The 13,435-nt window shown below is 63.7% G+C and carries 9 protein-coding genes; 1 reads left to right on the top strand and 8 read right to left on the bottom strand.

Translation table 11 applies throughout. The features are described from left to right. Positions 1-8: 8 nt before the first annotated feature. From lpdA to ACDC66_RS07370, 8 genes are all read right to left on the bottom strand, one after another. Positions 9-1,436 carry a dihydrolipoyl dehydrogenase gene (gene lpdA / locus ACDC66_RS07405; RefSeq protein ID WP_376696056.1) on the bottom strand — a complete coding sequence of 476 codons (1,428 nt, stop codon included), beginning with the start codon at positions 1,434-1,436 and terminating at the stop codon, positions 9-11. A 197-nt stretch (positions 1,437-1,633) separates the two neighbouring features. Beyond that, positions 1,634-2,863, bottom strand: coding sequence for a 2-oxoglutarate dehydrogenase complex dihydrolipoyllysine-residue succinyltransferase (gene odhB / locus ACDC66_RS07400; RefSeq protein WP_376696055.1), 1,230 nt, complete (start codon positions 2,861-2,863; stop codon positions 1,634-1,636). A 7-nt stretch (positions 2,864-2,870) separates the two neighbouring features. Further along, positions 2,871-5,681, bottom strand: coding sequence for a 2-oxoglutarate dehydrogenase E1 component (locus tag ACDC66_RS07395; protein ID WP_376696054.1), 2,811 nt, complete (start codon positions 5,679-5,681; stop codon positions 2,871-2,873). Between the two features lie 94 nt (positions 5,682-5,775). Further along, positions 5,776-7,155 (bottom strand): adenylosuccinate lyase, encoded by a 1,380-nt coding sequence (gene purB / locus ACDC66_RS07390; protein ID WP_376696151.1) that lies wholly within the window; start codon positions 7,153-7,155, stop codon positions 5,776-5,778. Between the two features lie 76 nt (positions 7,156-7,231). After that, on the bottom strand, positions 7,232-8,446 hold the full coding sequence (locus ACDC66_RS07385) for an E22 family MetX-like putative esterase (protein WP_376696053.1): 1,215 nt from the start codon (positions 8,444-8,446) through the stop codon (positions 7,232-7,234). A gap of 43 nt (positions 8,447-8,489) precedes the next feature. Further along, positions 8,490-9,617 (bottom strand): NAD(P)/FAD-dependent oxidoreductase, encoded by a 1,128-nt coding sequence (locus ACDC66_RS07380; RefSeq protein WP_376696052.1) that lies wholly within the window; start codon positions 9,615-9,617, stop codon positions 8,490-8,492. A gap of 47 nt (positions 9,618-9,664) precedes the next feature. Beyond that, positions 9,665-10,981, bottom strand: coding sequence for an amidohydrolase (locus tag ACDC66_RS07375; RefSeq protein ID WP_376696051.1), 1,317 nt, complete (start codon positions 10,979-10,981; stop codon positions 9,665-9,667). Positions 10,982-11,051: 70 nt separating this feature from the next. Beyond that, positions 11,052-11,948: an acyltransferase gene (locus ACDC66_RS07370; protein ID WP_376696050.1), complete on the bottom strand. Its 897-nt coding sequence runs from the start codon at positions 11,946-11,948 to the stop codon at positions 11,052-11,054. 100 nt (positions 11,949-12,048) lie between these two features. Here ACDC66_RS07370 and ACDC66_RS07365 point away from each other — a divergent pair, with 100 nt between their 5' ends. After that, entirely contained in the window at positions 12,049-13,425 is a 1,377-nt protein-coding gene (locus ACDC66_RS07365) for a class II fumarate hydratase (protein WP_376696049.1), read from the top strand. Positions 13,426-13,435 lie beyond the last annotated feature (10 nt).

Here is a 13,435-nt window from a genome sequence, read left to right as displayed (position 1 = left end):
GCCCGGTGTCAGTTGGCCTTGTGAATCGCCCGCTTGTCCACCGCCAGCGCGGCTTCATGGACGGCCTCCGACAGGGTCGGGTGGGCATGGATGATGCGGGCCAGGTCTTCGGATGAGCCCGCGAACTCCATCGTGACCACGCATTCGGCGATCAATTCGGAGGCGTTGGGGCCGACGATCTGCACGCCCAGAACGCGGTCTGTTTCAGCATCGGCGATGACCTTGACCGAGCCGGGCGCGTCGCCCATGGCCAGCCCTCGGCCGGTGGCGGCGAACGGGAAGTTGCCGGCGCGGTACTCGACGCCTTCTTCCTTGAGTTCCTTCTCGGTCTTGCCGACCCAGGCGATTTCCGGGTCGGTGTAGATGACCCAGGGCACGGTGTCGTGGCCGAAGTGACCGTGGCCGCCGGCGATGGTCTCGGCCACGGCAATGCCTTCCTCGGAAGCCTTGTGCGCGAGCATGGGGCCACGCACCAGGTCGCCGATGGCCCAGACGCCATCGACGGCCGTACGGCAGTGATCGTCGACCTCGACCTGGCCGCGGTCGGTCAGCTTTACGCCGGAATCGTCGGCCAGCAGGCCTTCCGTGGCAGCCTTGCGGCCGACGGCGACCAGCAGTTTGTCGAAGCTTTCGCTTTGCTCGCCGTCCTTGTCCTCGTAGGTGACGGTGATTTTTCCGTCCTTGATTTCGGCGCCGGATACCTTGGTACCGAGTCGAATATCGAGGCCCTGTTTCTTGAACTCGCGCGCCGCAACCCGCGACATGTCCTTGTCGATGGTAGGCAGGAATTCGTCCATCGCCTCGAACAGCATCACGTCGCTGCCCAGGCGCGACCAGACACTGCCCATCTCCAGGCCGATGACGCCGGCGCCGATGACCCCCAGGCGCCCGGGGACTTCAGGAAATTCCAGTGCACCGATATTGTCGACGATGGTTTCGTTGTCGATTTCCACATTGGGGATCGAAAACGATACCGAGCCGGCGGCGAGCAGAACCTGCTTGCCCTTGACGGTATAGGCATCGCCATCGTGCGGGGAAAGCTCCACTTCACGGTCGGCCAGGAGCTTGCCGCGTCCGTTGACGAACTCGACCTTGTTGGCTTTCAAAAGCTGGGTAACCCCGCCGGTGAGCTGTTTGACCACGCCGTCCTTGCGTTCGAGCATCTTGCCGACGTCGATGCTGGCCTTCTCGATTTGGATGCCGTGGTCGGCGTAGTCGTGCTGCACATGTGCGAAATGCTTGGAAGAATCCAGCAGGGCCTTTGACGGAATGCAGCCGATGTTCAGGCAGGTGCCACCCGGAGCGGGCTTGCCGTCGTCATTCTGCCGGTCGTCGACCAGCAACACCTTCATGTCGAGCTGCGCGGCACGAATAGCGGCCACATACCCACCGGGGCCGCCGCCGATAACGATCAGATCGAATTCCTTGTCAGCCATTTGTATTCCTTAATTTGAAACTGCTTATTGGTCCACAGATGAACACAGATTTAAAAGACAAATACTTTATTAAATAATTACTGAATTATTGGTTTTTAGTAGCTCAACGAGAGATACAGTCGTGATGGGATCAAGTTGGTAGCCGATCTTTTCCATCTGTGTTTATCTGTGTTCATCTGTGGACATAATTGTTTTTTTTACAGCCCCAGCAGCATGCGCGCCGGGTCTTCGAGACCTTCCTTGAGGGCCACCAGGAACTGGACGGCGTCCTTGCCGTCGATGATTCGGTGGTCGTAGGACAGGGCGATATACATCATGGGGCGGATGACGATTTCGCCGTCGATGGCCACAGGGCGTTCCTTGATGGTGTGCATGCCCAGGATCGCCGACTGCGGCATGTTCAGCAGCGGCGTCGACAGCAGCGAGCCGAACACGCCGCCGTTGGTGATGGTGAAGGTGCCGCCCTGGAGGTCCTCGAGCTGGATCGAGCCCTTCCTGGCCTTTTCGGCGTAGTCGGCAATGCCTTGTTCGATTTCGGCCAGCCCCATGCGGTGGGCATCACGCAGGACCGGCACGACCAGGCCGCGATCGGTGGACACGGCAATGCCGATGTCCTGGTAGCCGTGGTAGATGATTTCGTCGCCGTCCACCGAGGCGTTGACCACCGGATGCTTTTGCAGCGCTTCGCAGGCGGCCTTGACGAAGAAGGACATGAAGCCGAGCTTGATGCCGTGCTTGTTCTGGAAGTCTTCCTTGTAACGGCTTCGGATGTCCATGACCGCCTTGAGGTCGACCTCGTTGAACGAGGTCAGGATGGCGGCGGTGTTCTGGGCCTCCTTCATGCGCTCGGCGATGCGCGAGCGAAGCCGTGACATCTTGACGCGTTCTTCCGGGCGTGGGCCGGTGGCGCCGCCGGCCATGTGGCTGATCACATCACCCTTGGTGATGCGGCCGCCGCGGCCGCTGCCCTCGATTTCGCCGGCGTCCAGATCGTTTTCCGCCACCAGGCGGCGTGCAGAGGGCGGGAGGTCCTTGTCCGAGCCCTTGGACTTGCCGGACTCTTTCGTGTCCTTGTCTCCCTTGCTCCGGGACTTGTCGCCCTTGTCGCCGTCCTTCTGATCCTTGTCCTGTGCCTTTTCCCCGCCGTCTTCCTTGTCGGAATCCTCTTCTTCGGACTTGCTCGGCGCTTCGCCTTCGTCCATCTGGCCAAGCAGCTGGCCCTCGGTAACGGTTTCGCCCTCTTCGGCGCTGATGTCGGAGAGCACGCCGTCTGCAGGAGCCGGCACCTCGAGCACGACCTTGTCGGTCTCCAGGTCGACTAGAACCTCGTCTCGCTCGACCCCGTCCCCGGGTTTCTTGTGCCACTTGGCGACGGTGGCATCCGAAACGGATTCGGGCAGGTTGGGAACTTTGACTTCAACGCTCATGGGTTACTTACTCCGTGAATTTGCCTGGTGTCAGCGCCTCGCCGACCAGGCGCTTTTGTTGTTCGAGGTGGACTTGATAGTAGCCGACGGCCGGGGAAGAAGACCCGTGACGGCCGACGTAGCCGAGTTGCTGACCATCGCGGATACAGGCCTGAAGGTGGTGACGGATCTGGAACCATGCGCCCTGATTCATGGGCTCTTCCTGGCACCACACGATTTCCGAGGCCTTGCTGTAGCGCGCGATGATTTCCTGTACCTCTTCGCGCGGGAAGGGGTAGAGCTGCTCGACGCGAACCAGGGCGACATTGTCGACCGCGTCTTCTTCAAGCTGCTTGGCCAGGTCGAAGTAGACCTTGCCGGCGCAGAAGACGATGCGTTCGACCTTCTTGGGGTTCGGTTCGGCCGGATCGTCGATAACCAGCTGGAAGTGCCCGTTCTCGAGATCGTCGAGCGAGGAGGTCGACAGCTTGTGTCGCAACAGCGACTTGGGTGTCATCACGATCAGCGGCTTGCGGAAGCGCCGCAGCATCTGACGCCGAAGCATGTGGAACATCTGGGCGGGCAGGGTGGGCACGCAGACCTGGATGTTGGCGCCCGAGCAAAGCTGCATGAACCGCTCCAGCCGCGCCGAGGAATGCTCCGGGCCCTGGCCCTCGTAGCCGTGCGGCAGGAACATGACCAGTCCGCAGAGCCGGCCCCACTTGGCTTCCCCGGAGGAAATGAACTGGTCGATGACGACCTGCGCGCCGTTGACGAAATCGCCGAACTGCGCTTCCCAGATGGTCAGCGTCGACGGCTCGGCCGTGGCGTAGCCGTACTCGAACCCGAGCACGGCTTCCTCCGACAACAGCGAATCGATGACGGTGACCCGGCGCGGGTCCTCGCTGAACTGCTGAAGGGGTAACCATGACGAGCCGTCTCGCTGGTTGTGCAGTACCGCATGCCGGTGGAAAAACGTGCCGCGGCCGGAATCCTGCCCCACCAGGCGCAGGCCGTGACCGCCATCGATCAGGGTGGCGTAGGCCATGGTTTCGGCGAAGCCCCAGTCCATCGGCGACTCGCCGGCAGCCATCTGCCGGCGCGAATCGATGATGCGCTGTACCTGCTTGTGCGGTTCGAAGTCCTCCGGCAGGGTCGTCATCTGCTCCGACAGCTTCCTGACGGTGGCGACCTCTACGCCCGTGTCGACCTGTTCGCGCCAGTCGGCGTCTAGATAAGGATCCCAGTCGACGGTCTCGACGGCTTCGTCTTCACCCAGCAGCTCGACCACGGGCTCGCCCTGGTCGAGCTTGTCGCGGTAGTCGTCGTTGGCCTGCTCGATGGCCTTGTCATCGGCCAGCCCCTCGCTGATGAGTTGTTGGGCGTACTGCTTGCGCACCGTGTCGAGTTTGCGAATGACCTGGTACATGCGCGGCTGGGTGGCGGCCGGCTCGTCGGCCTCGTTATGGCCGAGGCGGCGGTAGCAGACCAGGTCGAGCACCACGTCCTTCTTGAACTCGCGCCGGAAATCAGCGAGGACACGGGTGGCGAACAGCACGGCCTCGGGATCGTCGCCGTTGACGTGCAGGATCGGCGCCTGAACCATCTTGGCCACTTCGGTGCAGTACAGCGTCGATCGAGCATCCAGCGGGTTCGATGTCGTGAAACCGATCTGGTTGTTGACGACGATGTGGAAGGTGCCGCCGACGGCGAAACCGCGCGCCTGCGACATGTTGAGCAGTTCCATGTTGACGCCCTGGCCCGCGATGGCCGCATCGCCGTGAATGAGCACCGGCAGAACCTGCTCGCGGCGCTCGTCATGCAGGCGCGTCTGACGGGCACGGGCCGAGCCGACGACCACCGGGTTGACGATTTCCAGGTGCGATGGGTTGAAGGCCAGCGCCAGGTGCATGGGCCCGCCCGGCGTCGGGACATCGGAGCTGAAGCCCAGGTGGTATTTGACGTCGCCGGTTCGGTTGGGGTCGTCGGCGGCGATTTGTCCTTCGAACTCCGCGAACAGGTCGCGCGGGCTCTTGCCCAGAATGTTGACCAGGACGTTGAGGCGGCCGCGGTGGGCCATGCCGATCACCATCTCGCGCACGCCCTGGCTGCCGGTGTGGCGGATGAGCGTGTCGAGCAGCGGAATCATGCTTTCACCGCCCTCGAGAGAGAAACGCTTCTGGCCGACGTACTTCGAGTGCAGATACTTTTCCATGCCCTCGGCGGCGGCGAGCTTGTCGAGCAGTCGCTTGCGTTCTTCGGCCTCGGGCGTGTAGTTGCCGCGCGCGCCCTCCAGTCGCTGTTGGAGCCAGCGGCGCTGGTTGGTGTCGGTGATGTGCATGTACTCGACACCGATGCTGCCGCAGTAAGTCTCGCGGCAGGTCTCGACGATATCCTTGAGGGGGCGATGGTCGGCGCCGGCCAGCGAGCCACTGTGGAATTCGGTATTCAGGTCGGCTTCGCTGAGACTGTGGAAACCGAGTTCCAGGTCGGGGACCTTGGGTCGTTTGCTGATGCCGAGCGGATCGAGCTCGGCGCGCTGGTGACCGCGTACGCGGTAGGCGTTGATCAGGCGCAGGACGCCGGCCTGCTTGAAATCCTCGGCTGCCGTACCCGCGCTGTAATGGCCGTTGGCGGCCAGGGATCGGAAGTGGGCCTCGATCTGGCGATGACGGGTCTCGGTATCGACCGAGTCGGCGAGCTGGGAAAAGATTTTCCGCCAGTTCTCGGGAACGGATTCAGGGTCGTCCAGCCAGGCTTCGTAGAAGGTCTCCACATAATCGGCGTTGCCGCCGGACAAATGGGAGTTCCGGTACTGCTCCTGAAGGAAATCGGTCATGACAAGCGCGGCTCTGGTCGGGTGCCCAGTCAAAGACCGCTGATTATAACGGCGGCAGGCATTTGATTGGGCCGGATATGCCGATATTCCCCGGTTAAATGAATCGGTCGATGTCACGCGCCATTCGGGCCGCGTTTCCAATATAGGTCGACGGGGTCAGTTCCAGCAGTCGATTCCGGTCGGCCTCCGGAATGTCGAGACCGGCGATGAATTCCCGAATCCGATCGCGATCGATGCCCCGGCCGCGGGTCAGTGCCTTGAGCTTTTCATAGGGCTCGGGAACGCCGTACAGCCGCATGACCGTCTGCACTGCCTCGGCCAGCACTTCCCAGGCGCGTTCCAGATCCTCGGCCAGGCGTTCTTCGTTCGGGGCGATCCGGTCGAGGCCCTTGAGGATCGACTGCCAGGCCAGCGAGCAGTAGCCGAAGGCCGAGCCCAGGGAGCGCTGCACGGTCGAGTCGGTCAGGTCGCGCTGAAAGCGCGAAATCGGCAGCTTGCCGGCGAGGTGTCCGAGCAGGGCATTGGCCAGGCCCAGGTTGCCCTCGCCATTCTCGAAATCGATCGGATTGACCTTGTGCGGCATGGTCGAGGAGCCGACTTCACCCTCGATCAGTTTCTGGCGGAAATAGCCCAGAGACACGTAGCCCCAGGCGTCGCGGGCGAAATCCAGCAGCACCGTGTTGATGCGCATCAGCGCGTGCGAGGCTTCGGCGATCATGTCGTGCGGTTCGATCTGGGTGGTGTAGGGGTTCCAGACCAGCCCCAGGTCTTCGACGAAATCACGCGCCAGGGTCGGCCAGTCGACGTCCGGGCAGGCGGCCAAATGGGCGTTGAAGTTACCCACCGCGCCGTTGATCTTGCCGTTGATCTCGACCTGATTCAGCGCGCGGCGCTGGCGGCGCAGCCGGAAAACCACGTTGGCCAGTTCCTTGCCCAGTGTGGTGGGGGAAGCGGTCTGGCCGTGGGTGCGCGAGAGCATCGGCATCTCGGCGGTTTCCTGTGCCATGGCGGCCAGGCGCCGGTCGACCTGCGCCAGCATCGGGTCGAGCTCCTCGACCACGGCGTGTCGAATGATCAGTGCCCAGGCGAGGTTGTTGATGTCCTCGGAAGTGCAGGCGAAGTGGATGAATTCCGTGTATGGCTTCAGGGAATCGCGTTCGGACAGACGCTCCTTGAGCCAGTACTCGACCGCCTTGACGTCGTGATTGGTGGTCTGCTCGATGGCCTTGACCGCGGCGGCATCGCCATCGCCGAATTCCTCGACCAGGCGGTCCAGGAATTCCCGGTCGCCGCGCGACAGCTCGGGCAGGGCCGTGAAGGCCGGTTCGGCTGCCAGGGCCTGGAACCAGGCGACTTCCACCCGAACGCGGTGGCGGATCAGACCGGCCTCGGAAGCCAGTCGGCGAAGTCCCGCCAGCTTGCCGGCGTAGCGGCCGTCAAGCGGCGAGAGAGCGGTCAGGGCATGGGTTTCCATCGAATCTTGCAAGTCGTTTCGGGCAATCGCTAATGATACCGCAGGGCGATCGCCGGGTTGCCCCGCATCCGGCGGCTCAATCGCTATTCAGAAAGCGACGCAAGCGCTCCGATGCCTGGTCGATTCCGGCAACGCCGTCGAGATGGCCCATCGGGCCGTCCAGGTGCATCAATGCCGATTCCTTGCCCGATTCGCCGAGCTTGTGATGAACTTCCTCCGCGAGCACGGGGCGGAGCAGCAGATCGCCGGCCGCCGGAAGGAACAGGCTCCGGGCCTGCACCTTGTCGAGCGCACTCGACAGGTCGCCCCCGTGACCGGCGACGAACAACTGGCTGGCACGCGCCAGGTAGAGGACGTGATTGGCGTCGGAGACGAGCGCGCGCTGCCGGGCCCGCTCTTCCAGCCAGTCGGTGACGGCAAAGCCGCCGTCGATGTCCGCGAGTGCGTCGGCGGCGAGGTTGTCGTGTTCGGGAAACTGCAGCTCGAAGAAGGCCGGGTTCAGGGCGTTGAGCGTGACCAGCATCAGGCTCGTCGTCAGACCGGCGAGCGGGCGTTCGTGCCCATAGTAGTCACCGCCGCGCCAGTTGGCATCGAGCCGGATCGGGCGCGCCCAGGTCTCCAGCAGCGCGACCTCCCACGGCCCCATGCCTCCGGCACCGATGACTGACACCATGCGGTCGACGCGTTCGGGGTACGCGACCGCCCATTCGAGCGCCTGGAAGGAGCCCATGGATGCGCCGACGACGGCATGCAGCCGCTCGATGCCGAGCGAATCGAGCAGCCGGCGTTGCACCTCGACGAAGTCGCGGATGGTCACCACCGGGAAATCGGTTCCCCAGTGTTCGCCGGTTTCGGGGTTGATGCTGGCCGGGCCGGTGGTGATGACATGTTCGTCGTGGACATTGGCGTTGGCCAGGGTGTCGACGCTGATGACGTAGAAGCGCTCGGTGTCGATCGCCTTGCCCGGGCCGATGATGGCATCCCAGTAGCCCGGCTCCGGATCGTCCGGGGCGTAGCGACCGGCCGCGTGCGATGTGCCGGAGAAAAAGTGAGTGACCAGGATCACATTGGAATGATCCTCGTTGAGCTCCCCGTAGGCCTCCCAGCCCACGCGCACTTCGGGGATGGTTTCGCCGCCGAAGGTGGTGAAGTCCTCGGTGACGAATTCCCGTTTGTCGACGATCAGGTCTTCGGCCAGGACAGGCGTGGAAAAGAGCAGGAATGCGAGGAGCAGGTTGCGGATCATGGCCATGGGTGAGGTATCGGGATGAGTGCCGGGCCAGCCTGCCACGGCGGGCTGGCGCCGACCATTGTCCCTTGGTTCAGGGTGCTGCTCAGCGATATTGCCGCAGGTAACGCCACTCGAACAGGCGCTTGACCCAGTGCATGGCGCGCAGGGGCGGCAGCACGCGATTGGCTTTCTCGCTGCGCGTGACCAGGATGCCGCGATCGTACTGGTCGACGATGCACATCAGTTCGCTCTTAAACGTGGCCTCCACTGGCTTACCGGCTAGTTCGGCGAGCATGTTCTTCACCGCCGCCTCGGCCTGGAGGTCGGCCATGTGCGCCTGCTTGGGCATCCACCCCGGGCCCGGAAAGGAGCCGGCGTCGCCGGCTACGTAGACGCGCTCGAATCCGTCGACACGGCAGTGTCGGTCGGCGCGGATCATGCCGCCGTCCGAGCGGGGGAGCGTTGTTTCGTCGAACCAGTCGTTGCCGGTCATGCCGGGCATGAACAGGATCAGGTCGGCGGCGAAGCGCTCGGTTTCGGTTTCCACGCCGTCTTCGCTGAAGCGCTTCGGCTTGCGACCGAGATGGGTGCGGATACCGCGCTTTTGCATTTCCTCGAGCAGACGGCCGACGGCCTTGCCGCCGAGGCGTTGCCCCGGCTTTTCGGCGGGGCTGAAGAAATGCAGGGTAAAGCGGTCGCGCCGATTCTGCTTGCGCAGCCAGGTGTCGATGCCGAAAAGAAATTCGAACACCGGCCCGCCGCGCATGGCCGACGGTTCCTTGGGATTGCCGGCAAAACCGAAGGCAAGGGAACCCGATTCCATGGCGTGGAGGCGGTCACGCAGGCGGGCGATTTCCTGCGGCCCGCCACAGGGCAGGATGCTGTGCTCGATGCCGGGCAGTTTCTTCAGGAACTGGCCGCCGCAGGCGATGACCAGTCCGTCGTTGGCGAGTTCGCCGGATTCGGTCCGGACTGTCCGTCCGTCTTCGGACAGGCCGGTGGCGCGCGTGGCGTGGTGGGTGACCCGCATGCGTTCGAAGAAGCGATCCAGGGGGACGACCAGGTCTTCGGGTTCGCGTTTGCCCGTGGGAATCCAGATCGTGCCGGGATAGTAGACCAGCTCCGCGCGGGGCGAGACCAGGTCGATGCCGATTCCCGGATCTGCCTGGCGCAGCTTGCGAACGGCGGTCAGGGCGGCAAACCCCGAGCCAATAATGGTCACGCGCGACATGGGCAAAGACTGTGCTTTGAGTACACTGCTATATTAACAAACTCTAATTAATCTGCGTGCATCAACATGTAGTCGAGGGTCAGGGTGGCCAGGGCCCGCACGCCGGTCTGCATGGCCGATTCCTTGATCCGGAAGTCGGGGGTGTGATGCGGCGCGACCTCATCCAGGGGAATATCGGCGGGCGCGGCGCCCAGGAAGAAGTACAGGCCCGGCACCTCGCGCTGGAAGTAGGAAAAATCCTCGGCCGCCGTCAGGGCGTCGATGCGAACCGCTTTTTCGCCCGCGACTCGCTGGAGGCTGGGCGCCATCGCCTCGGTCAGCGCCGGGTCGTTGTAGGTGACCGGGTAGCCGCGCTGGATATCCACGGTCACTTCCGCACCCTGGCTGGCGGCGATGTGCTCGGCCGTGCGCCGGATGTCGGCGTGGATCTTGTCGCGCATGTCCGGGTCGAGCGTGCGGATGGTGCCGATCAGTTCGGCTTCCTCGGGAATGATGTTGTTGCGCACGCCGGCGCGAACCCGGCCGACGGAAATCACCGCGGCGGCCTTGGTCAGTTCCGTCTGCCGGCTGACGATGGTGTTCAGGCCGAGCACGATCTGCGAAGCCGTGGTGATCGGGTCGACGCCGGTCCAGGGCGTGGAGCCGTGCGTCTGGCTGCCATGGACGGTGATGTTGAACTGGTCGGAGGCGGCCATGGTTCCGGCCGGGCGGTAGCCGATCTGGCCGGCCGGGGCCGGTGCCCAGATGTGCTGGCCGAAAATGACGTCGACGTCCGGGTCGGAGAGTACGCCTTCGGCAACCATCATCTCCGCACCGCCTTCCTCGCCGGGCGGCGTACCTTCCTCGGCTGGCTGGAAGATGAACTTGACCGTGCCCGGCAGTTCCTCGCGCCGCTCTGCCAGCATCTGCGCCACGCCCATCAGCATGGCCATGTGCGAGTCGTGGCCGCATGCGTGCGATACCGGCACTTCCTCGCCCAGGTACTCACTGGTGACATCGGGGGAGAAGGGCAGGTTGGCACGCGCGGGTACGGGCAGGGCATCCATGTCGGCGCGCAGCCCGACCACCGGCCCGGGTTGTCCACCGCGCAGCACGCCGACGACGCCGGTATGGGCCACGCCGGTGGTCACTTCCATGTCCAGGGAGCGCAGGAATTCGGCCACGGTCTCGGCCGTGTCGAATTCGCGGTTGGAGAGCTCGGGGTGGCGATGGAAATGCCGTCGCCACTCGACCACCTGCTCCTGCATCGAGGCGGCGCGTTGATCGATGTAGTCGTGCCAGGTATCGGATGAGTCCTGTCCCTGGACTGTTGTAGCGAGCAGGAGCGTCGGTGACAACAGCAGGGCGGCAAGCGGTTTGATCATCGGGGATCCTTCATGGGCGAGTCCGGCTCCATTCTTGTCACATGCATAGCGGCTGCGCAAGCCGTGGGAATCACTCCGCCGCCCGAAGCCGCTCGAGGGTTGCATCCTTTTCGGCCCATAGCCGGTTGATCCAGTCCTGGATGGAGCGGCGGAATTCCGGATCGTCACGGTAGTCCCGACCGCGCAACTGCTCGGGAATGGGCAGACGGCGCACGTGAACGCGAATCCTGCCAATGCGATTGGCGAACAGGTCGGCCAGGGTGGGGCGCCCGTCGGGATAGGCGATGGTGACGTCGATCAGGGTATCCAGCGCGTCACCCATGGCGTCGAGCGTGAAGGCCGTGCCGCCGGCTCTGGGTTTGAGCAGCTGCTGGTAGGGCGAGCTCTGGGCGTTGTGCTTGGCCCGCGTAAAGCGCGTGCCCTCGACGAAGTTGACGATGGCCACGGGGATGTCCCGGAATTTCCTGCAGGCGCGGCGAGTGGCGGCGATATCGCGCCCGGCCAGTTCGGGACGGCGTTCGATCTGCTCGCGTGAATAGCGTTTCATGAAGGGAAAGTCGAGCGCCCACCAGGCCAGTCCCAAAAGCGGAACCCAGATCAACTGGCTCTTGAGAAAGAAGCGCAGCAGCGGAAGGCGGCGGTTGAACAACTTCTGCAGTACCGGGATATCGACCCAGCTCTGGTGATTGCACACCACCAGCAATTGGCCCTGCAGGTCCGTTTCAGGCAGACCCTCGACTTCGATCTGTGTGGATGTCAGGTGATCGAACAACCAGGAGTTAAAGCCGATCCAGCTTGCCGCGATCGCTGCCAGGATCCGGTCGCAGCTGCGGGTGACCGGACCGAACCGGAAGATCAGCTTGATCAGCGCCACCAGCAGGAGCGGGAGGATATGCACGACGGAGTTGACCGCCAGCAGCAGGCTGGCGATGACGATGCGCAAGAAGGCGTTGAGCTTTTCCAGCATGCGATCGATTGTCTCACGATGCCGCCCCGGATGGATCGGAAGGATCGTTCCAGACGGTTATAATTGACGGCTTGAATCCGCAGCAAACTGGACCCGAAAAATGAGCGAATTCCGCACCGAAAAGGACAGCATGGGCGAACTTCAGGTGCCCGCCGACGCACTCTGGGGCGCCCAGACCCAGCGTGCCGTCAACAATTTTCCCGTCAGCGGCCAGCGCATGCCGGCACCTTTCATTCGCGCCCTTGGCCTGATCAAGGCCGCCTGCGCCGAGGCCAACGAAGAGCTGGAGCTGCTCGACCCCGATCTTGCGCGGGCCATTGTTCAGGCCGCTGGCAAGGTTGCCGCCAACGAGGTGGACGAGCATTTTCCGGTCGATGTCTACCAGACCGGTTCGGGAACCAGTTCGAACATGAACGCCAACGAGGTGATCGCCCACCTGGCGGACTCGAACGGCGACCTGGGCGTTCACCCCAACGATCACGTCAACATGGGGCAGAGTTCCAACGACGTCATTCCCACCGCGATCCAGGTCAGCGCCTGCCTGATGGCCGCCGAGCACCTGCTGCCGGCCCTTCATCACCTGCAAAACACCCTGCGCAAGCGTTCCGAGGCGCTCGATGAAGTCGCCAAGACCGGCCGCACGCACCTGATGGACGCGATGCCGGTCACCATGGGTCAGGAGCTGGCCACCTGGGCGTCACAGATCGAAAGCGCCGAGCAACGAATCCGCGATGCACTCTCGCGCATGCGCTACCTGCCGCAGGGCGGCACCGCGGTGGGCACGGGTATCAACGCGCACGAAGACTTCGGTCGACGGTTTGCCGCCCGGCTGGCCAGGTCGACCGGATTCGAGTTCGCTTCGGCCGGGAACAAGTTCGAGGGCATTGCGAGCCAGGATGCCGCAGTGGAGCTCTCCGGGCAGATAAAGACCGCCGCGGTCGCGCTGATGAAGATAGCCAATGACCTGCGCTGGATGAACTCCGGGCCGCTGGCCGGCCTGGGCGAGATCGAACTCGAGGCGCTGCAGCCGGGAAGCTCGATCATGCCGGGCAAGGTCAACCCGGTCATTCCGGAGGCCGTTTGCATGGTGGCTGCGCGCGTGATCGGCAATGACGGCACCATCACCGTGGCCGGGCAGTCGGGCAACTTCCAGCTCAACGTCATGCTGCCGGTGGTTGCCGCCAGCCTGCTCGACAGCCTGAATATCCTCGGTAATGCCGCGCGCCTGCTTGCCGACCGAGCCATTGCCAGCTTCAAGGTGCGCGAGGACAAGCTCCAGGAAGCGCTCTCACGGAATCCCATCCTGGTGACCGCGCTCAATCCGGTCATCGGCTACGAGAAGGGCGCGGCCGCGGCCAAGAAGGCCTACGCCGAGGGGCGTCCTATCCTCGATGTGGCCGCCGAGATGACCGATCTGTCGCGCGAGGAGCTCGAGGAACTGCTCGACCCGATCAAGCTCACGCGCGGCGGACTGTAGTCGGCCGCGC

The sequence above is a fragment of the Wenzhouxiangella psychrophila genome (assembly GCF_042310375.1).
Lineage (GTDB): Bacteria > Pseudomonadota > Gammaproteobacteria > Xanthomonadales > Wenzhouxiangellaceae > Wenzhouxiangella.
Note: the sequence above shows the minus strand (reverse complement) of the source record. Positions and strands in the feature narration are given on the sequence as shown.

Coding starts and splice junctions, on each gene's coding strand:
- lpdA (WP_376696056.1), bottom strand. CDS start 1,436: ATGGCTGACAAGGAATTCGATCTGATCGTTATCGGCGGCGGCCCCGGT.
- odhB (WP_376696055.1), bottom strand. CDS start 2,863: ATGAGCGTTGAAGTCAAAGTTCCCAACCTGCCCGAATCCGTTTCGGAT.
- ACDC66_RS07395 (WP_376696054.1), bottom strand. CDS start 5,681: ATGACCGATTTCCTTCAGGAGCAGTACCGGAACTCCCATTTGTCCGGC.
- purB (WP_376696151.1), bottom strand. CDS start 7,155: ATGGAAACCCATGCCCTGACCGCTCTCTCGCCGCTTGACGGCCGCTAC.
- ACDC66_RS07380 (WP_376696052.1), bottom strand. CDS start 9,617: ATGTCGCGCGTGACCATTATTGGCTCGGGGTTTGCCGCCCTGACCGCC.
- ACDC66_RS07375 (WP_376696051.1), bottom strand. CDS start 10,981: ATGATCAAACCGCTTGCCGCCCTGCTGTTGTCACCGACGCTCCTGCTC.
- ACDC66_RS07370 (WP_376696050.1), bottom strand. CDS start 11,948: ATGCTGGAAAAGCTCAACGCCTTCTTGCGCATCGTCATCGCCAGCCTG.
- ACDC66_RS07365 (WP_376696049.1), top strand. CDS start 12,049: ATGAGCGAATTCCGCACCGAAAAGGACAGCATGGGCGAACTTCAGGTG.